This window comes from Streptomyces sp. SID10853, from assembly GCF_010548145.1.
Lineage (GTDB): Bacteria > Actinomycetota > Actinomycetes > Streptomycetales > Streptomycetaceae > Streptomyces.
On sequence record NZ_JAAGLN010000009.1, the window covers coordinates 40,077 to 62,500 of the forward strand.

At 69.9% G+C, this 22,424-nt stretch carries 14 protein-coding genes, 1 tRNA gene and 1 pseudogene; 8 read left to right on the plus strand and 8 right to left on the minus strand.

All coding sequences use genetic code 11. The annotated features are described in order from the left end of the window. Positions 1-35 precede the first annotated feature (35 nt). Complete coding sequence (locus G3I19_RS04075; protein ID WP_164259550.1) at positions 36-542, plus strand: GNAT family N-acetyltransferase; 507 nt, start codon at positions 36-38, stop codon at positions 540-542. Here the strand turns inward: G3I19_RS04075 and G3I19_RS04080 are convergent. Together G3I19_RS04080 and G3I19_RS04085 are read right to left on the minus strand one after the other, a co-directional pair. Then, the gene (locus G3I19_RS04080) at positions 515-1,300 is read right to left on the minus strand and encodes an SAM-dependent methyltransferase (protein ID WP_164259552.1); all 786 of its coding nucleotides are present in this window, start codon (positions 1,298-1,300) and stop codon (positions 515-517) included. The two genes, G3I19_RS04075 and G3I19_RS04080, sit on opposite strands and share 28 nt — an antisense overlap. 23 nt (positions 1,301-1,323) lie before the next feature. Further along, complete coding sequence (locus tag G3I19_RS04085) at positions 1,324-1,956, minus strand: TetR/AcrR family transcriptional regulator (RefSeq protein ID WP_164259554.1); 633 nt, start codon at positions 1,954-1,956, stop codon at positions 1,324-1,326. 62 nt (positions 1,957-2,018) lie between these two features. Here G3I19_RS04085 and G3I19_RS04090 point away from each other — a divergent pair, with 62 nt between their 5' ends. Next, on the plus strand, positions 2,019-3,863 hold the full coding sequence (locus G3I19_RS04090; protein WP_164259556.1) for a protein kinase: 1,845 nt from the start codon (positions 2,019-2,021) through the stop codon (positions 3,861-3,863). A gap of 37 nt (positions 3,864-3,900) precedes the next feature. Here G3I19_RS04090 and G3I19_RS04095 read toward each other — a convergent pair whose 3' ends face one another. Together G3I19_RS04095 and G3I19_RS04100 are read right to left on the minus strand one after the other, a co-directional pair. Further along, on the minus strand, positions 3,901-5,319 hold the full coding sequence (locus G3I19_RS04095; RefSeq protein ID WP_164259558.1) for a sulfatase-like hydrolase/transferase: 1,419 nt from the start codon (positions 5,317-5,319) through the stop codon (positions 3,901-3,903). Beyond that, a complete protein-coding gene (locus tag G3I19_RS04100; RefSeq protein ID WP_275402686.1) occupies positions 5,316-6,380 on the minus strand; it encodes a TauD/TfdA family dioxygenase in 1,065 nt (354 codons plus the stop codon). Before G3I19_RS04100 ends, G3I19_RS04095 begins: the two co-directional genes overlap by 4 nt. Before the next feature lie 634 nt (positions 6,381-7,014). On the opposite strand from G3I19_RS04100, the gene G3I19_RS04105 reads away from it, so the two are divergent. From G3I19_RS04105 to G3I19_RS04130, 6 genes are all read left to right on the plus strand, one after another. Further along, complete coding sequence (locus G3I19_RS04105) at positions 7,015-8,220, plus strand: ROK family transcriptional regulator (RefSeq protein ID WP_164259560.1); 1,206 nt, start codon at positions 7,015-7,017, stop codon at positions 8,218-8,220. A gap of 555 nt (positions 8,221-8,775) precedes the next feature. Then, on the plus strand, positions 8,776-10,368 hold the full coding sequence (locus G3I19_RS04110) for an ABC transporter substrate-binding protein (RefSeq protein ID WP_164259562.1): 1,593 nt from the start codon (positions 8,776-8,778) through the stop codon (positions 10,366-10,368). A 1-nt stretch (position 10,369) separates the two neighbouring features. Beyond that, positions 10,370-11,314, plus strand: coding sequence for an ABC transporter permease (locus tag G3I19_RS04115; protein ID WP_164259564.1), 945 nt, complete (start codon positions 10,370-10,372; stop codon positions 11,312-11,314). A 5-nt stretch (positions 11,315-11,319) separates the two neighbouring features. Then, entirely contained in the window at positions 11,320-12,357 is a 1,038-nt protein-coding gene (locus G3I19_RS04120; protein ID WP_239073950.1) for an ABC transporter permease, read from the plus strand. Next, complete coding sequence (locus G3I19_RS04125) at positions 12,354-14,273, plus strand: ABC transporter ATP-binding protein (RefSeq protein ID WP_164259566.1); 1,920 nt, start codon at positions 12,354-12,356, stop codon at positions 14,271-14,273. Before G3I19_RS04120 ends, G3I19_RS04125 begins: the two co-directional genes overlap by 4 nt. 163 nt (positions 14,274-14,436) lie before the next feature. Beyond that, positions 14,437-16,752, plus strand: coding sequence for an arylsulfatase (locus G3I19_RS04130; RefSeq protein ID WP_164259568.1), 2,316 nt, complete (start codon positions 14,437-14,439; stop codon positions 16,750-16,752). A 90-nt stretch (positions 16,753-16,842) separates the two neighbouring features. On the opposite strand, the gene G3I19_RS04135 is transcribed toward G3I19_RS04130, so the two are convergent. The 4 genes and pseudogenes from G3I19_RS04135 to G3I19_RS04150 all read right to left on the minus strand — a co-directional run. Further along, entirely contained in the window at positions 16,843-17,157 is a 315-nt protein-coding gene (locus G3I19_RS04135; RefSeq protein ID WP_164259569.1) for a hypothetical protein, read from the minus strand. Continuing rightward, positions 17,154-21,539 (minus strand): DUF6531 domain-containing protein, encoded by a 4,386-nt coding sequence (locus G3I19_RS04140; RefSeq protein WP_343234976.1) that lies wholly within the window; start codon positions 21,537-21,539, stop codon positions 17,154-17,156. The genes G3I19_RS04135 and G3I19_RS04140 overlap by 4 nt, the downstream gene beginning before the upstream one ends. Before the next feature lie 466 nt (positions 21,540-22,005). Then, positions 22,006-22,082 (minus strand) — tRNA-Ala (locus tag G3I19_RS04145). An 84-nt stretch (positions 22,083-22,166) separates the two neighbouring features. Continuing rightward, positions 22,167-22,424: pseudogene (locus G3I19_RS04150) on the minus strand (hypothetical protein); the annotation flags it as partial.

Below are 22,424 nucleotides of genomic sequence, written 5' to 3' on the forward strand. Positions count from 1 at the left end.
GCACACTCCATCCGCATAGATGTACCATGCTTCGCATGAATATCCGGCCGGTCCGTTACGACCATCCCGACGCGGTCAAGCTCAACGACCAGGTCCAGCTCGAATACATCGAGCGCTACGGCGACGAGGGCGACATCACCCCGCTCGACGCCACGATGTTCGACCCGCCCGCCGGGCTCTACCTGCTGGCGTACGACGAGGACGGCAGCCCGGTGGCCACCGGCGGCTGGCGGAACCAGGACGGGGCCGGCGCCGAGGGGTACGCGACGGGCGACGCCGAGCTGAAGCGGATGTACGTGGTGCGCGAGGCACGCGGTCTGGGTCTCGCCCGCCGGATCCTGGCCGCCCTGGAGGAGAGCGCCCGCGCGGCGGGCCGGACCCGCATGGTGCTGGAGACCGGGGACCAGCAGCCCGAGGCGATCGCGCTGTACACGTCGAGCGGCTACACACCCTGCGCCAAATTCGGCCACTACCGGGAGTACGAGAGCAGCCGCTGCTTCGCCAAGCCGCTCGCTCAGGGCTTCCTGGCCACCCCCACGTAGAACCCGCTCCGCTCCTGCTCGGGCGCGGGCCCGTCCTGGTACCACTCGGTCGCGGGCACCAGCCCCGGCGGGACCAGATCGAGCCCGGCGAAGAACGGCTCCACCTCCGCCCGGGTGCGCATCCGCAGCGAGATGGCGCCGTTGCGGTACGCCGTCCTGGTCTCGTCCTCCAGCTCGGGATGCTGGTCGGCCGTGCCGTGCGAGAGCACCAGCCAGCTGCCGGAAGGCAGCGCGTCGACGAGGGCGCGCGTGATGCCGTACGGGTCCTGGTCGTCAGGCAGGAAGTGCATCAGCGCGATGAGCGACAGGGCGACAGGCCGCTCGAAGTCGAGCAGTTCCCGGGCGCGGGCGAGAATCGACTCCGGATCCCGCACATCGGCGTCGATGTAGTCGGTTGCTCCCTCCGGGCTGCTGATCAGCAGGGCCTCCGCGTGGCGCAGCACGATCGGGTCGTTGTCCGCGTAGACGACCCGGGCGGCGGGCGTGACCGCCTGGACCACCTGGTGCAGATTGGGCGCGGTGGGAATGCCCGTACCGATGTCGAGGAACTGGTCGACCCCGTTCCGCGCCAGCCACCCGGCCGCGCGGTGCATGAAGGCCCGGTTGCGCGCCGCGTTGGCGCGCGCCTCCAACGGCAGCTTCTCGCCGACCTGTTGGTCGACCGGGTAGTTGTCCTTGCCGCCCAGGAGCCAGTCGTAGACGCGCGCCGGATGGGGTCTGCTGGTGTCGATCAGAGGCTTGTCACTGCCGGCCGTCACGGAACGCTCCTCGGATGTTCGAATCACTGAGCCTCCACGGTAGTCGGGACCGCCGGTCCGCGCGCTGCGGCCAGCGACAGCCAGATCCGCTCCGGCAGGACCCTGGCGGCCTCGCCGAGATCGACGTCCCCGGTGCCGGAGAGCCAGCGCCGGGCGACACCGACGACCGGGCCCAGAGCCAGTGACTCGATCAACGGCATGGAGAGCGGGGCGAGTTCACCGGATGTCACAAACTGCTGGGCCCACCCGGCGAAGGCCGAGAGCCTGGCTTCCTGGGCGTCCCGCAGCACCTTGCCCTGCTCCATGGTGCGGCGGTCGGCCGTGGCGGAGTGCAGCAGCAGGGCGGCGTCCCGGTGCTCATCGACGAAGGCGAGATAGGCCAGGACCAGGGCGCGGATGCCGGTACGGGCGGTGCGGGCGCCGCGCAGGGACGTGAGCAGATCGCCGAGGAGCCGCCCGAGCCAGCGGTCCGTCAGTGCGGCGACCAGCCCTTCGACGCTGCCGAAGTGGTGGTAGAGGCTGCCCGCGCTGACCCCGCTGGCCCGGGTGACCGCGCCGACCGTGACGCCACGGGGGCCGTCGGCCGCGTAGAGGCGCAGCGCCGTGTCCAGCAGCAACTCGGCTGTCAGTTCACCGCGTTGCTGCTTCGGGCTCATGGAATCCTCTCCGGTTGTCCAGTAGATTTCTAGAAATTGATTCCAATTCTAACGGGGCTGATGTGTGGGAGCTGAGGGGTAGCGGGGCCGAGCCACTGGAGCCGGACGACCCGCGCCGGATCGGACCGGTTCCGCTGGCGGGGCGGCTCGGCGCCGGCGGTATGGGACGGGTGTACCTCGGCGTCCACGAGGGCCGGTATGTCGCCGTCAAACAGCTGCTGGCCTCGGTGGTCGGGGAGGACAAGGACTTCCTGCGCCGCTTCGCGCACGAGCTGGACAACCTCGCCCTGCTGCCCCCGGAGGCCACCGCGCCGCTGCTGGCCAGCGACCGCGACGCGCGGCCCCCGTGGCTCGCCACCGCGTACGTCCCCGGGCTCACCCTGCGGGAGGCGATGGAGCTGCACGACGGTCCGCTGCCCGCGGACGCGCTGTGGCTGCTGCTGCGGGAGGCGGCTGCCGGGCTGGCGTCGGTGCACGCACTGGACATGGTGCACCGGGACCTCAAGCCGTCCAACGTCATGCTGACCTCCGGCGGTCTCACCCTCATCGACTTCGGCATCGCCAGGGCCGCCGAGCAGTCCCAGCTGACCAGGACCGGCATGGTCGTGGGTACGCCGGCCTATATGGCACCCGAACAGGCTTCGGGGTCACGGCAGTTGAGCGGGGCCACCGATGTGTTCGCGCTGGGCTCGGTCCTCGCGTACGCGGGCTCCGGCCGGCCGCCGTTCGGTGACGAGTCGGGGCCCGGTGTGCTGTACCGCGTCGTCCACGAGGAGCCGGACCTGGCGCCGTTGCGGGAGCTGGACCCCGGCCTCGCCGAGGCTGTCGCGGCCTGCCTGGACAAGGACCCCGACGGCCGCCCCACCGCGGCTGAACTCCTCTGTCTCGCGCAGGAGCACGGCCCGTTCACCGAACCGCTGTGGCCGGCGGACATCAGCGGGTCACTGTCCGAGCGAGCCGCGTTCGCGGCGCAGGTCCAGAAGCTCGACCTGCCGACGGTCCCCCTCGCGGACGGAAAGCCGGGGGCGGCTGCGGGGCCCGCGTCCGGGGCTGCGTCCGCTTCCGCGGGTGAACGGCCGGAGCGGCGCCGTCGTACCCGTGTCATCCTCGCCGCGGTCCCGGTCGTCCTGATCGCGGGCGGCGCCACGCTCGCCGTCCAGTACCTCCCGCACACCTCCGCGCCCGACGCCCGGGCCCAGGGCACCCCGGCCACATCACACGCGGCCCCGGCGGGGACGGCATCGGGCGGCCCGTCCGGCAAGGCGTCCCCGGCGCATTCTCCGGGCAAGGCGAAGCCGTCGGACAAGGACAAGGACAAGGACAAGGACAAGGGGAAAGGGAAGGCCGGCGACGGGGGGAACGGCGGCGCGGGCGGGTCCGGTTCCACGACCGGGGGCTCCTCCGGCGGCTCACACAAAGGCTCAGGCGGGGGCACCTCCGGCAGCACCGGCGGCGGCTCGGGCGGAAGTTCAGGCGGCGGCTCCAGCACATCCGGCGGCTCAGGAAGCTCCGGCGGCGGTACGCCCACCGCCCCCAAGCCCCCCGCGTCCGGCACCCACAGCTACCGCAACGGCGACGACGGCGCGTGCATCATCGAGACGTACGGCAACGCGGCGGACCACGGCAGCTGCTCGGACTCCACCGCGCAGTGGACGGCCCGCAGCGCGTCGGGCGGCACGTTCACACTCGTCAACAAGCACACCGGCCGGTGCCTGGCGGCCAACATGATGGGCCAGAACGTCATCGTGGGCGACTGCGCGTCGAACGCCGGCCGGCTGTGGAAAGCGGGCTCGGGCAGCAGCCTCGTGAGCGAGTTCAGCGGCGGCTGCCTCGACCTGGCCATGAGCAGCGGTCTGGCGACGACGCCGTGCGACGGAGGAACGTCCCAGCGCTGGAGCAGGGGGTGACGCGAGCCCGCGTCCCCCCTGCTCACCGGCCGCACCCTCAGGGCCGGTGGCCGAACCGCACCCCCTCCCACGGCACTTCCGCAGGGAACGACTCCGCACGGCGCTGGCCGGCCGGGCGGGGCGCGGCCCGTTCGATCACGGGTTTCGCGTCCTCGATCCGGTCGAGCCACCCCAGCAGGGTGTCCCGGAGCCCGTCCGCGACCGACCGGTGCGAGTCGAGCCCCGCGAGGTTGTCCAGCTCGTACGGATCGGCCGCCAGGTCGTACAGCTCGGTCTCCGTGTAGCGGTCGGCGCCCGGGGCGTGCCAGGCGTCGGCGCCGGGTGCGTCGACCGCGTACTTCCAGCGGGACGTACGCACGGCACGGCCCACCCGGTCCTCGCTGATCTGCACGAACACGGAGCCGGGGCGGCCGGGGTCACGGCCGCCGCCGGTCAGCGGCAGCAGCGAGCGCCCCTGCACACCGTCCGGCACCGGGATGCCCGCGGCGGCCAGCAGGGTCGGCATCAGGTCCACCGTGCCGACCGGTTCCCTGACCAGGCCGCCGCCGCTGAAGCCGGGCCCGGTCAGCGCGAGCGGCACCCGGACCGATGCCTCGTGTGCCGAGCGCTTGTACTCGCTGTTGCGGGTGCGGAAGTGGGAACCGTGGTCGGCGGTCCATGCCAGCACCGTGTTCTCCTCGGTCCCGAGGCTGCGCAGGGCGTCGCGCAGCCGCCCCACCCCCTCGTCGACCCGTTTGATCTGACCGAGGTATCCGGCGATGTGCCGGTGGGCTCCGCCCTGCGGGGCGCCGGGCCCGAGCGCGGCCAGGTCGGGCGGCAGCCAGGCACCCTCGTAACGCTCACGGAAGCCGGTGGGTGCGGGGTAGTCGTCGGCCGGGTTCTGGTGGTGCGGTTCCAGCAGGGAGAGGAACAGCAGATACGGGCGGTCGTGGTGGTCGGCGACGAACCGGATGGCCGCGTCGACCAGCGCGTCCGAGCGGTAGCCGGGCAGCCGGACCGGCTCGCCGTCCTCGTCGTACACCACCGTGCGGTAGGCGTCCGAGGTGAATTCGAGCCGGTCCGAAGCGAGCCACGTCCGGTAGCCGCCACGGCTACCGGACGGCACCGGGCCGGGCGGGCAGTCGTCGCCCGCCAGGTGCCACTTGCCGATGTACCCGGTCGCGTAACCGGCACCCGCGAACTCACCGGCGAGCGTGGGGATGTCCCGCGGGAGCGGGAGCCCGTTGCGGAACACCCCCGTCGCGGTGGGGTAGCGGCCGGTCTGGAGCGCCGAACGGGCAGGTGCGCAGACCGGGTTGGGGGTGATCGCCTGCTCGAAGAGCGTCCCCTCGCGGGCGATGCGGTCGAATTCGGGTGTCACCCCCGCCGGGTTGCCGTGCACGCCGGTGGTGTCCCAGCGCTGCTGGTCCGTGAGGACCACGATCACCTGCGGGGGCGCCCCGGCGGAGGTGCTCATGCGCCGGCCGTCTCCGGCACCCGGGTGCCGGCCGCGCCCGAGGTACCTGATGCGCCCGAGGTACCGGCTGCGCCTGATGCACCCGATGCGCCTGATGCGATACCGAAGGCCGGGTCGGGCACCTCCTCGGGGCTGATGAGGGTGGACGGGCGGCCGTCGACCCCGACCGGGACGTCCCCGTCGATGGTGACGCGGCGGAGCTTGCGCGTGTGCTCGTCCGAGTCGTCGACCCCGTAGTGCTGGGTGGCGCGGTTGTCCCAGATGGCTACGTCACCGGTCTGCCACTGCCAGCGCACGGTGTTCTCCGGACGCTCGATGTGCGACTGGAACAGGTCGACGAGGGCGCGCGAGTCCCGGCCGGTCAGACCGCTGATGCGCTGCACGAAGTTGCCGAGGAGCAGGACGCGTTCGCCGGTCTCGGGGTGGACGCGCACCACCGGGTGCTCGGTGAGGAACTTCGTGGACGTGAACACCTTCCGGTACTGGGCGAGGGCCTCGGGCCTGGCGTTGGGGCGTACGGCCACATAGTCGTAGTCGTTGGAGTGGACGGCGCGCAGCGTGTCGGCGAGGGCGCGCAGCGGCTCGGGCAGCCCGGCGTAGGCGGCGGCGGTGCTGGCCCACAGGGTGTTGCCGCCGTACGGCGGGATGACGACGGCGCGCAGGATCGAGAAGGCCGGGTAGGCGGGGACGAAGGTGACGTCGGTGTGCCACTGGTTGGCCCGGCCGCCGTGGTCGGAGTCGATGCCGAGCGAGTAACGGCCGTCGGCGGACGGGACGGTGGGGTGTGCGACCGGGGTGCCGAGGAGCCGGCCGAACGCCTCGTGGCTGTCCTCGTCCAGGTGGTCCTGGCCACGGAAGAAGACGACCTTGTTGGCCAGCAGCGCGTCCCGGACGGCGGTGACGGTCGCCGGGTCGAGGTCGCCTCCGAGGCGCACCCCGGAGATGACGGCGCCGATACGGCCGCCGAGCTTCTGGACGGTGACCTCGTCCGCGCCGGACTTTCCGGTGGCGGACTTTCCGGTGGCGGGGGCGGAAGCAGCTGCGGTGGTTGCCGAGGACATGGCGGGATTCCCTTCGGAGGCCAAGATCATCCGGTGATTAATCTTGGAGAGGAATTAATGAGGCCGAGCGGCGAAGCCAGGGCGGCACGGACGAGAGAGCCGAACGTGTGCGGTTACGGGGCCAGTTACGGGGTCAGGTCAGGTACGGGTCAGTGCTGACGAGTGACGACAAGCCTTCGGGGCCACGTGGTCACGGACCTTCGGGCCGTTACGGCCCACCGGTGGTGACGGTGCGGCGTGGCCGGAAAGACCGGAACCGCCGGGCCGTCCGGTCAGGCGGCGGTACAGCGACAGCCGCCCGGACACGCCACCCGCACAGCGGGGCGGGTGGCGTGGGCGGGCCACGCGTCGGGAACGGCCGTCGCGAACATGCCCCGGAGATTTCCAGCGCCCTTCCGTCCGCGTCAAGGGCCCTTCGTCTGCCGGACCGTGCGCGGGAGTGGTTGAATCGGCGTCTGCGCAGGGCCTCGGGCAGCACCGCCCCCGCACCCTCAAAGCACCTCTGAGCAGCGGCTTTTCAGCCAGCCGTGCGAGGTGCGCACACCCCGTCGTGAACCGGGTCCCACACAGCGGCGCGATTTCATGCCGCCGTAACGTTGCGACCGCCCCGGCGGCGCCGGACGAAGGAAGTCCCATGACAGCCGCCCCCCGGATCTCCCGGGCGACCGGTGACGGCCGCCGCGAGGCCAATGCCGCATCGGTGCTGCGCACCGTGCTCGATCACGGCCCCGTCGCCCGCCGCACCATCACCGAGCTGTCCGGCCTCAGCCCGGCCGCCGTGTCCCGTCAGTGCACCGATCTCGTCCGCCTGGGCCTGGTGAGGGAGTTGCCCGACCTCACGGAGAGCACCGGTGTCGGCAGACCGCAGATCCCGGTCGACCTGCACACCGGGCAGCCGGGCGGCCCGGTGGCGGGCGGCGTCCACATCGGCGTACCCGGTTCGACGTTCGGCCTGCTCGACCTGCGCGGACAGCTGCTGGCCCGCCGGGCGTTCCCGCACGACGGCATCGATCCCGGAGAGCTGCCGCACCGGATCCGCCAGGGGCTGCGGACGTTCCTCGACGACACCGCAGGCGGCCGCCGGCTGCTGGGGGTGGGCGCGGCCATCGGCGGCTGGGTGGATCCCGGGCCGGGGACCGTCGTACGGCACCCGGCACTGGGCTGGCACCAGCGGCCGCTCGCCGCTGAACTCGCCCGTGACCTGGGCGGACTTCACGTACGGATCGACAATCACGCGCGTGCCATCGCCCAGTCCGAGATCCTCTTCGGCCGGCCTGCGGCGCGCCGCAGCCTGGTGCATCTCTTCGTCGGCAATGTGGTCGACGCGGCCCTGGGCATCGCCGGGGTGGTGCACCAGGGGCCCGGGTCGGGCGCGGGTGATGTCGCGCATCTGCCCGTGCCCGATTCCACGGTCGTCTGCCCCTGCGGGCGGTCCGGCTGTCTGGGTGCGACGGCCTCCAACACGGCGGTCGCGCTGACCGCCGTGCGGCGCGGGATCGTTCCGGAGCCGGATGTGTTCCTGGTGGTGGACGCGGCGGCGGCCGGTGACCGGCGCGCGGACCGGCTGCTGCGCGAAAGGGCCCGCGCGGTCGGCCGTGCGGCGGCCCTGCTGCTCGATGTCCTCAACCCCGATCTGGTCGTGATCACCGAGAACTCCAGCCTGGTCAACCCGGAGTACCTGGAGGAGATCCGGGGCGCGGCGGTCGACCTGTCCCATGTCTGCGCCGATCCCGAACGGATCGTGATTCCACATGCCGAAACGGCGGTTCTGCCCGTGGCGGCCGGCACGATTCTGCTGAACCCGCTGTTCAGAAGCCCTCTGGCGGCGTTCGGCGAGTAGCCGCGCAGCCGAGTCCTGAGCCGGTCCCGGTATCAGGATCCGGACGGACCGTGTTGACCGCCCGGCGAGGCCACTGCCATATTGCTCCCGTGAACCCGGACATGCGCCTCATCTCCCGCAGGCACGTCGACCTCTGTCGACAGGCCAGCGCGGTCTGTGCCCCGCGCGGCTGACCCGGACGCTCTCCCCGCGGGCCCGTCCCGGCTGCCCGTGACCCACAGCTGACCCGGCCCGGCCCGGTCACGCTCCCGGCCGGCCCTGCACACCGGGCCAGGACCTCCCGTACCTCCGCACCGCCCGCACCGCCCGCACCGGCGCGCACAACTCCCGGCATTCCCCTACCTGTTCACGCCAGAACCGCCTGACGTACGACTCACGCAGCACTACTCACGCAGCACTACTCACGCGTCACGGCTCACGCAGCACAGCTCACGCGTCACGGCTCACGGCGTACGGGCTCTGTAAGCGCGCGTGGAACCACTTCGTACCGCTGCGGAAGCAATGCCGCAGCACACCCCGCCCCTCACTGTCTCTCACCGCCACAGGCAGGTTTCGATGACCGAGCTCCACCCCTCCATGCCCACCGGGCCGTCCCGCCGCACCGCCCTGCGGGCCGCGGGCGGCGCCACCCTGCTGACGGGGCTGGGTCTTTCGGGCTGCCGCTCCGCGGTCTCGGACGCCTCGTCCGGGACGCAGGGCGCCGGTGCCGCCCCCCGGCGCGGCGGCACCGTCAATGTCGCCATCAACAGCGACTTCACCCCCGGCCTGCTCTTCTCGCAGAGCAACCAGGCCCTCCAGCACCGGCTGATCTACAACACCCTGACCCGGTACGACGACCACCTCACGCCCCAGCCGGAACTCGCCACCTCCTGGACGTACGCCAAGGACGGCCGCAGCATCACGCTCAAGCTGCGCGAAGGCGTCACGTTCCACAACGGCCGGACGTTCACCGCGGACGACGTGATCTTCGCGGTGAAGAATCTGCAGAACCCGGTGCGTGCCGCCCAGTTGCGCAGCACCGCCGCCACCATCACCGGCTTCGAGAAGCGCGGTGACCACGGACTCGTACTGAAGCTCGCGCACCGCGTGAACAACCTCTTCGATCTCTTCGAATTCATGATCATCACTGATCCGGGCACGGTCGACGACGCCGTCACCGGCAAGAGACTGATCGGCACCGGCCCGTTCAGGCTGACGAAGTGGAGCCCAGGCTCCGGCCTGAGCCTGACCCGGTACGACGGTTACTGGCTGCCGGGCCGGCCCTATCTCGACCGGGTGGAAGTACGGGTGATACCCCAGGCCGACGCGCTGAGTTCGTCCCTGCGCTCCGGCCAGTCCCAGCTCTCCTTCGACGTCCCCGGGAAGAGCCTGGGCACCGTCAAGGCCGACCCGAAGCTCGGCATCACCGACTACGACACCGGGGCCGGAGCGGTCTACCTCGGCGTCAACACCAAGGTCGCCCCGCTGGACGACCGGACGGTCCGGCAGGCCATCGCCTGGGCCGTCGACCGCGACCGCCTCCTCGACCAGGCACTCGGCGGGTACGGTCTCGCCTCCGCCGCCCCCTGGCCCAAGTCGTCGCCCGCCTTCACCGAGGCCCACCGCACGCACTACACCCACAACCCCGGCAAGGCCCGCGAACTGCTCAAGTCCGCGGGACACGGGAAGCTCGAACTGCCCCTCCTCCACATCGCGCTACCCAGCGACACGGCGATCGCCGAAGCCGTCCAGTACGACCTGAAGCAGGTGGGCGTCGACGTCACCCTCCAGCCCACCGACTCGGCGACCGCGCAGAAGAAGCTGATCTCCCAGGGCATGCCGGCCCTGTGGACCATGAACCACGGCTTCGCCCAGGTCCAGCCCTCCACGCTGGCGGTGAGTGCCTATCCGTTCAACGAGGCCAAGAACACCTCCAAGTACCACTCCGCGCACTACACCCGCGTGGTGCGGGAGGCATGGACACAACCGGAGTCGAGCGCGGCGCGGGCGAACGCCCTGCACGACGAGATCTCCGGCATCCTCCTCGACGAGGCGTTCATCATCGACCTGGTCGTCCGCGGACAGATCCAGGTCGCCGCCCGCCAACTGCACGGTGTGGCCCTGAACAAGTTCTCGTATCTGAACCTCGACCACGCCTACCTGGTGTGACATGCGCAGCTATCTGATCCGGCGGCTGCCGTCCGCCCTCCTCGTCCTGGTCATCGCCTCCTTCCTGATCTTCACCATCCTGCGGCTCGTCCCCGGCGACCCCGCGACCACCCTCGCCGGGCCCGACGCGGACGCGGCGACCGTCGCCGCGATCCGGGACCGGCTCGGCCTCGACGCGCCGCTGCTCTCCCAGTACGCCCACTGGATCGGCTCCCTGCTGACCGGGGACCTCGGCCCTTCGTACGCGGTCGGCGGCCGGACCGCCGACCTGATCGGCCACGGCCTCGGCGCCACCACCGAACTCACCCTGGGCGCGCTGCTGTTCGTGATCGTGCTCGGTACGGCTTTCGGCATGCTCGGTGCCACGGCGCGCAGCCGGTGGATCCGCAGCGCGGTGCGGGTGACGACGACCGCGGCGCTCGCCGTGCCGCCGTTCGTCAGCGGCGTGCTGCTCGTGTGGCTCTTCGCGGTGAGCCTCCGCGTGCTGCCCCCGGGCGGCCGGGTGGCCTTCCTCACCGCCCCGGACCTCGCCGTGCAGTATCTCGTGCTGCCCGCGCTCTGCCTGGCGCTGCCGAGCGCCGCCGTACTCGGCCGCTACCTCAAGGACGGCATCGAGCGCGCGCTCGCCGAGGACTTCATCCGTACCGCAGCTGCGGCCGGGGTCGCACCGCGCCGGCTGCTGTGGCGGCACGCGCTGCCGAACGCCCTGCCGCCCGTGGTCACCCTGCTCGGCATGCAGACCGGCCAACTGCTCGGCGGGGCCGTACTCGTCGAGGCGATCTTCGCCTGGCCGGGCCTCGGCCAGCTCGCCGAACAGGGCCTCACCCTCCGCGACTACCCGGTCGTCCAGGACCTCCTGCTGCTCCTGGTCGCCGTCTTCGTCCTCGTCCAGCTGCTCACCGACCTCGTGTACGCCTGGGTCGACCCCCGGATCAGGTGGGAGTAACCGCCATGAGCTCAACCGCCGACCTCCACCCGACCGGCCCCACCGGCCCCGCAGACCACTCCCCGACCGGCCCCACCGGGCCCACCGGCCCTGCAGACCCCACACGCCCCACCGGGCCCGCAGACTCCACCGTCCACTCCCCCACCGGTCCCGCAGGTCCCACCGGCCCCACCACGCCCACGGACCCCACCGGCCACTCCCCCGCAGGCCCGCGCCGCCCGGCCCGCAGCCGTCATCCGTACCGCGGCGCGCTGTCCACCGTCCGCGGCCGGGCCGGTCTCGTCCTGGTCGGCGCCGTGGTCCTGGCCGGGCTGCTCGCCCCCCTCATCGCCGGACACGGGCCCACCGACCAGAGCGGCCAGAGCCTCGCCGGGCTCGGCACCCCCGGCCACCCCCTGGGCACCGACGACCTGGGACGCGACCTGCTCAGCAGGGTCCTGTACGGGATCCGGGCCGATCTCGGCATCATCGCGATCGCGGTCCCCGCGGGCGCGGTGCTCGGCTGCCTGTTCGCCCTGGCCGCCGCGGCGCACCCGGCCGCCGACACCGTCGTCCAGCGCGTCTTCGACCTGGTCCTCGCCTTCCCCGGCCTGATCCTGGCCCTCGCGATCACCGCGATCCTCGGCCCCGGCAGGCTCCCCGTCATCCTGGTCATCGCGCTCGCCGAGGTCCCGGCCTTCGGGCGGCTGCTGCGCGGCAGCATCCTCGTCCAGCGGGAGCAGGAGTACGTCACGGCCGCCCGGGTCGGCGGCAGTTCGGGCCGCCGGGTGCTGGTCCGGCACATCCTGCCCAACGCCGCCGACCCGCTCATCGTCCAGATCGCGGTGTCGCTGAGCGTCGCCGTCTTCATCGAGGGAGCGATGAGCTTCCTCGGGGTGGGCGTACGGCCGCCCGCGCCCACGCTCGGAGCCGTACTGAGCCAGGCCATGCCCTATCTCGCCCAGGCCCCCACCTTCGCGGCAGGTCCGCTGATCACCGTGACCGCTCTCGTCCTCGGGCTCTCACTCATCGCCGAGGCGCTCAACAGGGAGATACGCCGATGACCGCCCAAGCAGCCCAGGAAGCTGAGGAAGCCCAAGCAGCTCAGACAGCCCAAGCAACCCAGACAGCACAGACAGCACAGGATCTGCTCCAGGTCCGTGACCTCGGTGTCGAGTTCACCTCACCCGAAGGACCGGCCCTGCGCGCCGTCCGGCATGTCTCCTTCGACCTGCGCCGCGGCGAGACACTCGCGGTCGTCGGCGAGTCGGGCTCCGGGAAGTCCACCACCGCGCTCGCCCTGACCCGGATGCTGCCGGGCACCGGCCGCATCACCACCGGCTCGGTCCGCCTGGCCGGGCAGGACCTGGCCACCGCGACCCAGCAGGAACTGCGCGCGGTGCGCGGCGCCCGGATCGGCATGATCTTCCAGGACCCGATGACGGCGCTGAACCCCGTCCTGACGGTGGGCCGCCACCTCGACGAGGTGCTCCGCGCCCACGGCAACCGCGACCGAGCCGCCCGCCGGGCCCGTACCGTCGAACTCCTCGACCGGGTCGGCATCCCCGAACCGCACCGCCGCGCGGACGACCACCCGCACCAGTTCTCCGGCGGCCAGCGCCAGCGCATCCTCATCGCGATGGCCCTGGCGGGCGAGCCCGACATCCTGCTCGCCGACGAACCGACGACCGCCCTCGACGCCACCGTCCAGGACCAGATCCTGACCCTGCTGGCCGACCTCAACCGGGAGACCGGCACCGCCCTGGTCCTCATCACGCACAACATGGGCGTCGTCGCCCGCGCCTGCGCCCGCGTCCTCGTCATGTACGGCGGCACCGTCGTCGAGGACGGCCCCACCGCCGAGGTGCTCGCCCGCCCCCGCCACCCGTACACCGCCGGTCTTCTCGCCGCGGTGCCCCGGCTCTCCGCCCCGTCCGGCACCCGGCTCACCGGCATCCCCGGCAGCCCGCCCGACCTCACCCTGCTCGGGGACGGCTGCGCCTTCGCCGACCGCTGCACCTTCGCCGAGGCCGGCTGCCGTACGCAGACACCGGTGCTCACCCCGCTCACGGGCGGGGTACGCGCCGCCTGCCCGCCCGCCGCCCGACGCACCGAACCCCTGACCGCACCCGCCGCGCCCACCCTCATCGACCGCCCCGCACCGGGGGCGACCGTCCTGGAGGCCGAGGGCCTGCGCAAGACGTACCAGGGGCGCGGGGTCCGTGGGCGCCGCTTCACCGCGCTCGACGGGGTGTCCCTGACGCTCGCCGCCGGCGAGACCCTCGGCATCGTCGGCGAGTCCGGCTCCGGAAAGTCCACCCTGGCCCGGGTCCTGGCACACGCCCACCCGGCGGACGGCGGCACCCTGCGGCTGCGCCGTGCGGACGTCACCCGGCCGTCGCGCCGCGAGTTGCACGCGGTGCGCCGACAGGTCCAGATGGTCTTCCAGGACCCGTACGCCTCGCTCAACCCCCGGATGACGGTCGGACAGATCGTGGCCGAGCCACTCGTCGCCTTCGGCATCGGCGACCGGGAGGAACGGGAGCGGCGGGTCGCAGGACTGCTGCGCAGGGCGGGACTCGACCCGGCGGTGGCCGACCGCTATCCCCGCGCGTTCTCCGGCGGGCAGCGCCAGCGCATCGGTATCGCCCGTGCGCTCGCCCCCGAACCGTCCGTCCTCATCTGCGACGAACCCGTCTCCGCGCTCGACGTGTCCGTACAGGCGCAGATCGTCGGCCTCCTCACCGATCTCCAGCGCGACCTCGGCCTCGCCCTGGTCTTCATCGCGCACGACCTCGGAGTGGTCAGGCAGGTCAGCCACCGCATCGCGGTGATGCACCAGGGGCGGATCGTGGAGAGCGGCAGCGCCGACGAGATCTGCGAGCACCCCCGCGAGCCGTACACCCGGGCGCTGCTGGCGGCGGCACCCGACCCCGTACCCCTGGCGGAGCACGCGCGGCGCAGCGAGGTCCCGGCATGACCGAACCACCGCCCCACGCCCCGGACCACACCGCTGCCCGACCGCACACCGCTACCGGACCGCACACCCCTGCCCAGCCGCACACCACTACCCGACCGCGCACCACTACCCGGCCGTGCTCCTCTCCCCGACCCACGACGACGACGACGGAGTCCACACGCCCATGAGCACCACGACCCGACGCGACCCGTACGACGGCTTCCCCGGCCGGATCGGCCGTACCTTCGCCGCATCGGAACCGGCCTGGCCGCCGCGCACCACCCCGCCGGAGAAGGCCCCGAACATCGTGGTCGTCCTCGTCGACGACATGGGCTACAGCGACATCGCCCCCTTCGGCTCCGAGATCGCCACGCCCACCCTCACGTCCCTGGCCGACGAAGGCGTAAAGCTGACCAACTACCACACCATGCCGCTGTGTTCACCGGCCCGCGCCGCACTGCTCACCGGCCTCAACCCGCACCGGGTCGGCTATGCGATGGTCGCCAACTCCGACCCCGGCTTCCCCGGCTACGGCATGGAGATCGCCGACGACATCCCCACCCTCGCCGAACTGCTCCACGACTCCGGCTACGCCACGTACGCCGTCGGCAAGTGGCACCTGGTCCGCGACTCGGCGTCCAACGCGGCGGACGACCGGAACAACTGGCCGCTGCGCAAGGGCTTCGACCAGTACTACGGCGTACTGGAGGGCCTCACCAGCCTCTTCCACCCGCACCAGCTGGTACGCGACAACAGCCCGCTGGACATCGACGAGTTCCCCGACGGCTACTACTACACCGACGACATCACCGACCAGGCCATCTCCATGGTGAAGTCGCTGCGGGCCCACGACCCCGACAAACCGTTCCTCCTCTATCTGGCGCACAACGCCGTCCACGGCCCGCTCCAGGCCAAGGAGGAGGACATCGCCCGCCACCGGGGCCGCTACGACGAGGGCTGGGACGTCCTGCGCGAGCGGCGCTTCGCCGCCCAGCTCGCCGACGGTCTCCTCCCGCCCGGCACCGAACTGCCCGAGCGCAACAGCGAGGCCGGACTCGACGTCCCCGCCTGGTCCGACCTCACCGATGAGCAACAGAAGCTCTACGCGCGCTACATGGAGGTGTACGCGGCGCTCGTCGACAACATCGACCAGAACCTGGGCCGGCTCACCGACACCCTCGAAGCCCTCGGCGAACTCGACAACACCATCATCGTCTTCACCTCCGACAACGGCGGCACGGGCGAGGGCGGCGCCGAGGGCACCCGCTCCTACTTCAGCCGCTTCGTCCACCACCCGGCCCTGCCCGGCGACTGGACCCCGGACGTCGACCGCGACCCCCAGCTGATCGGCGGCCCGCGCAGCCTGGTGCACTACCCGCGCGGCTGGGGCATGGCGTCCAACACCCCTTTCCGCCTGTACAAGGGGCACACCTACGCCGGCGGGGTGCGGGTGCCGTTCCTGCTGTCGTGGCCGCGGGGCGCCCGCGAGGGCCGGCTCACCCCCGGGCTGCGCACCCAGTACCAGTACGTCACCGACGTCGCCCCGACCCTGCTGCGCCTGGCCGGCGTCGAGCGGCCGGCCGAGCGCCACGGCGCCCCGGTCCAGGAGGAGGACGGGGTCAGCTTCACCCCCGTACTCGCCGACGCGGAGCACCGGTCCACCCACCCCGAGCAGTACTGCGAGATGACGGGCAACCGCAGCTACTACCGCGACGGCCACAAACTCGTCACCCTGCACCGCCCCGGCACGCCCTACGACGACACCGAGTGGGCGCTGTACGACATCAGGACCGACCCGACCGAGATCCACGACCTGGCCGCGGACCGGCCCGCTCTCGTCAAGGAACTGTCGGCGGCCTGGGAGACCGCGGCCCTGCGCAACGGAGTCTTCCCGCTGCCCGACGGCAGCGGCGCACTCGCCCGCCGCAACCCGGCGGAGCGCCGGCTCTCGCGCCCGCTGACCCTGCTGCCCGGCACCCCGGAACTGGAGCGCTACCGGTCGTCGCGGCTGACCGCGCTGCGCTCCTTCGAGATCACCGTGGCGGTCGACGAGGCGGGCGACGGGGTGCTGGTCTCGCACGGCGACCAGGGCGGCGGCTACAGCCTGTACGTGGAGGACGGCCGGCTCCACTTCGCGTACAACGAGTACGGCGTGCTGCACGAGACCGACGCCGGCCCCACGGGCCCTGGCGACCACCTGATCGTGCTGGCGGCGCGAGCCGAGCCGGGCCTGCGCTGGGCGTTCACGGTGAGCGTCGACGGCGAACCGAGGGCCGCACCGCCCAGTGTCCACCAGCTCATCGGCATGGCCCCGTTCCAGGGCATCAGCGTGGGCCTGGACCGCAAGTCCCCGGTCTCCTGGCCGCTGTACGAACGCCACGGCGCCTTCCGCCACCGCGGCCGCCTCCGCTCGGTGACGTACCACCCGGGAGAACCAGGACCGGACTCCCCGGAAGCGGTGGCCGCGGCACTGAAGGAAGCGGCGGCGGCGTTCGAGTAGGACCACCACAGAGACACGGAATCCCGGCCGGACGGAGAACGTCCGACCGGGTTTTCAAGCGCCGCATGGGATACACGACCGAAGGCTTCACTACGGCACACCGAGAATTTCCATGATGCGCTCCCGCACCCGGTCACAGAAACTCATCACCGCACCCTTGTCCGCACCGAGCTCCACAGTCCTTTCGATCTGCCATTCCGAAAACTGCGGAGCGAACCAAACGAGTCTGACGAAATCCTGATGCAGGGACTCCCCTTCGGAAACTTCAATAGAGTTCAAGAGTTCGATGTAGCGCTCGGCCAGAACCGGATCATATCTCCCGGACCGCAGCTTACCGAGAGGACCCTCTTCGTCGTCCCAGGCCAGGTCGAGCGCCTCTAGTACCTGTGGATCCGAATGCTTCATGACCAGACTCCAATAATCGCTTCGGGGGGCACATGCTGATGTATGAGAACTTCCTGGTCCTTACGTGCATAAAGATCGAATCGACCCTTGCCAGGGAAGCCAGCTGATACATCCTCAACTCGTCCGGTGATTTTCGACAGGTCAATGGCGACAACACCGAAACCACCATTATACTTCTCGAAGGCCGCGCTCGGAAGTTTCGTCGTAGATATCCAAGGGGTCAGCTTCTTACCTGCCACGTGGGACAGCGGGCTCACATCGACGGCATCAGGCTGTCGGGCCGTCAGACCTAGTGCCGGTTCTTCACCCTTGGCCAGTGACCGGAAGACGATACCCGGGAAGGCATCGGCATCAGTCGGGTAGTCGCATCCGAAAAGACCCAGCGGGTCAGCCCAGGTATGAGGGTTGTGAACGTATGCGCTCGGGTTGGGAGCTGGGGTGAGACCAAGTGGGTCAGGGGTGAGATAACGTGCGGTTTCCGGGTCGTAGTGGCGAAAGTAGTTATAGTGGAGACCCGTTTCGGGATCGAAATACTGCCCCGGGAACCGAAGAGGCGTGTACGCGGTGCTATCCCCAGCCCAGGCAGTTGATCCCCAGAGGGTACTGCGCGCATGCCACGCGATGTCGCCACGCTCGTCAATGAGCTGCGTGGGGGCCCCGACGAGGCTGGTGACGATAGAAAAGAAACGAGAATCAATCTCTTCCTGAGGGGCGTCAGCGGCAATCTTTCGCTCCGTCTGGGCGATGGGCTGAAGGCCGCGGTGTTCCCAGGTAAGGACTACGGTATTCGACTGCGTTGCTGAAACAGTGGCCTGCTCACAGAGGGTGGTGCCATCCCAGGTGAAATCGACTTGCTCGACAACTGATTCGCCGTCTGCTGCCAGGCGCTGCTTAGCGATGCGCCGACCCAGCGCATCGTAACGATAGCGCCAGCGCATTCCGTCCGGGGTGATAACGGATACTAGATGATCCTCGGCATCCCATGAATACCGCCAGCTGTCCGGCTTACGAGATGGGCGTATTCTCTGACGCAGAACGATACGCCCGCGGGCATCATGCTCATAACGCACGTTTCCGGCGTGAGTGATTCGGGTTCCGCTATAAGTACGGGAACCAGTGGATTCCTGGCCGGGGTGCGACGTCGGCCACGCAGCTTGGGTTTGATTACCTGCCTCGTCATACGCGTAGCGCTCAGTCCAGTTGTGGGCGTAGACAGCGGTGACGCGATCCGCCGAGTCCAGTTCGAAGTGGCTAATACCGCCCGCTTGATCCTCGAAGCGAACCAGGTTTCCGTCAGGGCGGTAAGCATAGGTACGCTGCTGGATATGCCCGCCATGGGCGGTGGCCACCGTCTGCGAGGTGAGACGGTCCAATTCGTCGAAGACGTTTACCTGGGTGACCTCGCCTATGTGACGGGCCAACTCTCTACCCGATGGATCATGTTCGAATTCGAACCTGCGCCCACCCGTGCTGAGTTCGGTCGTGCGGCCGACGGCATCGTAGCTCCAGCGGCTGGTTACTCCACTTGGGGTGACCCGGCTCGTGCGGCGGCCCAACAGATCGTATTCGTACCTGGAGGTTCGGCCATTGACTGTCTCGGACAGCAGACGACCGGCGATGTCACGTCGCAGAGTGAGGTCTGCATCCGGTCCGAGGGCCTGGATCAGCTGTCCAGCGACATCGTAGGAGAAGGTAGTGAGCGCAACGCCCGCGCTTTTCTCGATGATCTGCCCCAACGGATCACGTTTGAAGCGGACGGCCTGACCGAGTACATCGGTGCGGCCGACGAGACGTCCGGCCGCGTCGTATTCATAGCTGAGCGGCCGGTCGTCGAAGTCCGTCTCGGACAACAGACGTCCGGCCGGGTCGTACTCGTAGCTCCAGGTCAGACTCTGAGGGTTGGTAACCCTCGTCAGACGCAGCTGCGTGTCGTGGGCGAATTCATAGCGCGTTCCGTCCGGGCCTATGCGGGCGGCAAGCAGGTCAAAGTGGGTGTATTCGGAGCGGGTTACAGCCCCCACGGCATCCGTGTGGCTGATGCAGTTGCCCTCAGGATCGTACGTCCACCCCTCGGCAGACCCGTCGGGTGCGACAGAACGGGCCGGTTTACCCTCGACCGTCCACTCGATGCGTGTGACAGCCCCAAGAGGGTCCACGACCGCGGTCGGGCGGCCGAAGGAGTCCCGCTTGTACACAGTGACAGCGCCGAGCGGGTCAGTGACCTCCACGGGAAGCCCTGCGGTATCGCAACGGACGCGAGTGGTGTGGCCAAGAGCGTCACTGATCGAGATCAGATGCCCGAATCGACTGCGGGAGAACTGTGTGGAAGCCCCTGCAGGATCGACCACTCTGGTGCGGTTGCCGCGCTCGTCATACTCCAGACGCCAAAAAGAGTCGTCTGGCCCGGTCACCACCGTAGGCAGGCCGAGGGCGTTGTACTCGGCGCTCGTCCTGTGACCGTCCGGGCGGGTGATCGACACCACCTGCCCGTTCTCGTTGTAGGCGTAGTGGGTGGTGTGTCCGAGTGGGTCGGTGACGGTGGTGAGTCGGTGGTTGGGGTCCCATTGTTGGTGGGTGGTGTGGCCGAGGGGGTCTGTGGTGCGGGTGAGGCGGTAGGCGTTGTTGTGTTGGTAGTGGCTTGTGTGGCCGAGGGAGTTGGTGACGGTGGTGGTGTGGGTGGTGTCGTTGTAGGTGAGGGTGCCGGAGAGGTAGCCGGTGCTGCCTTCGGTGCGGATGACGCGGCCACGTGTGTCGTAGGTGTAGGCGTAGGTGGTGTTGTTGCGGTCGGTCCAGGAGGTGATGCGGCCTTCGGGGTCGTAGGTGAACCGTAGGGGCAGGCCGGAGGAGTTGGTGACGTCGGTGAGGTGACCCGCCTCGTTGTAGCCGTAGGAGAGGACGAGGGTACCGGGGGCGTCCGGGCGTTCGGGGTCGCGCAGGCGTAGGGCGGTGATGCGGGGTTGGGTGGGGTGGTGGTCGAGGGCGATGCGGTAGCCCCCGGTGTGGGTGACTTCGGCTGGGGTGCCGTTGTCGGTGTAGTGGAGGGTGATGCGTTGGTTGTTGCGGTCGATGATGGTGTGCAGGGGCAGGTCGACGGCTTGGTTGTTGTTGGTGGGTTGTGGGGTGTGGAAGATGTGGGCGTGGCCGGTGTCGGGGTCGGTGATGCGCAGGGCGCCATCGGTTTCGGTGTCCCAGGTCAGGGCGAGGCGTGATCCTGTGTCCGGGTAGACGGGTGTGTTGCTGTCTGTGGGTGGGAGCGGGTAGGTGAGGCGGGCGCCGTCGGGGGTGGTGTAGATGACGCCTTCGTCGTCGATTTGGAGGCGTTGGTCGAGGGTGGAGGCCCAGGAGGGGCCGAACCATCCGCCCCACCGGTAGGACGAGATATGCGTCCGCTCGAGGATGAGGGGGAGGGTGCCGGGGAGGGTGATGTCGGTCTGGGGGAGGAGCATGTCGCCGGTGGCGACGTCGATCGGGTCGAGTTTGCATTCCTTGAACATGCCGCGGATCGAAGCGGGGAGTTTCTCCCACTCCGAGGGGCGGAGTTTGAGCCGGGACAACCCTGAGCCGTTGAGTTTCAACGCTTTGGCGAGGTCGGCTATCTCTCCGGGTTTGAGGGCTTTGAGTCCCTTGCCGAGGGCTTTGCCGAGGAAGCCGAGGCCGACTCCGGCGATGGCACCCTCGGTGAGGAGTTTCGCGAGCTTCCCGGGGTCCTTGAACGCGCCGGGGTCCTCGAGGGCGGTGGTGAAGGCGGTGAACTTCAGTCCCTCACCGGCGAGTTTGCCGACCTTCGCGACGGTCTTGATGTCCTTGAGGGCCTTGAGTGCCCGCTCGACGTTGCGGACGGCTTCCATCACCGTGCGCACGGTGGCACCGAGAGCGCTGCCTTCCTCCTCGATCCGCGTGACCAACGCGATGACCTTCAAAGCGCGCTCACCGGCCACGAGGGTGGATGCAACCTCGGACATCCCGGCCGTGAGCACGGACAGGGCAAGGCCGGCGATCTCGAACTCGGCGATCTCCGCGACCATCACACCGATCTGCGTGATCAGTTCATGCGCCTCATCGGCGAACTTGTCGAGCGCGGTGGCGCCGCCACGCAGGGAGTGCGCGGTATCGGTGGCATGCTTACGCATCGTGCGCGCCCGCTTGGAGAACGCCTTCGCGGTCTCCCCTTCCCACGCCACATCCGACACAGCCACCTCAGCACCGTGGGCCGCGTCCTCCAGGCCCTTGGCCAGAGCCCGCCAGTGCTTCGCGATCTCCCGCACCCCGTCAGGATCCACCGCCGGATCCGTGATACCCAGGAACTCCAGACCACTCGCCATGGTGTCGCCGAAGGCATGGTTGGCCTTGCTGATCCAGTGCAGCGGGTTGAGATCGACCACCGGTCTCAGCCCTTCCTGCCGGAGGCAGCAGCCAGCGCTCCCAACGCGGCCAGGCCAGGCGATGCGATCTTGAAACCGTGTATCGGCTCCGCTGTGCGATGCGGGGCCCTCCGCAACTTCACCGCCCCACTTGCCATCGACGCAGCGTCCTTCGACCAATCCGACACAACAACCCGCCCCCGATGCGATCACACGTGTGCCAACCGAACTAACTTACGCACATGGCTGTTGGTTCGACATGGCACTCACCAAGGCCGGACTGAAAAATGACGTCTCGTACCAGGCCAGACAGGTACAAGGACTGCGATCTTCGATCGCCCGACAGCCCTTCGGGAAGATGTGACTGCATCCACACGGGAAGCGAACAACCGGTGGGTCCCGTAGCTCGGGATCGATCCGAGGGCGCGCTTGCCTGCGCGCAAAAAAATCCCCGCCGGGACAAACCCGGCGGGGATCCTGAGCTGCATGGTGGACCTGTGGGGATTTGAACCCCAGACCCCCTCGATGCGAACGAGGTGCGCTACCAGACTGCGCCACAGGCCCTTGCAACGAGTGAAACTCTAGCACCCCGTCCGGGGTGCTCGGAAATCCGCTCCCTCGCTGGTCACCGGTGCCCGTCCCGGCCGGTCACTCATTGGCCGCGCGCGGCCGGTCCTCGTCCTCGTACTGGTCGAAGAGCGGTGTGCGGCCGCGCTCGCGGGAGCGGCGGGCCGCCGTGTTCTGCCGGTCCTGCGCGGGGGCCGGGTCCGTGGCCTCGTCGGACGCAGGCTCGGCCACGCTGGACGAGCGGGCCGAGCTCCAGGTGTCGGGGGCGCCGAGGTCGATGCTGCCCGGTGCGCGGGGCGCGACGGGCGCTGTGACGTACGTCGGCAGCGGCACCGGGAC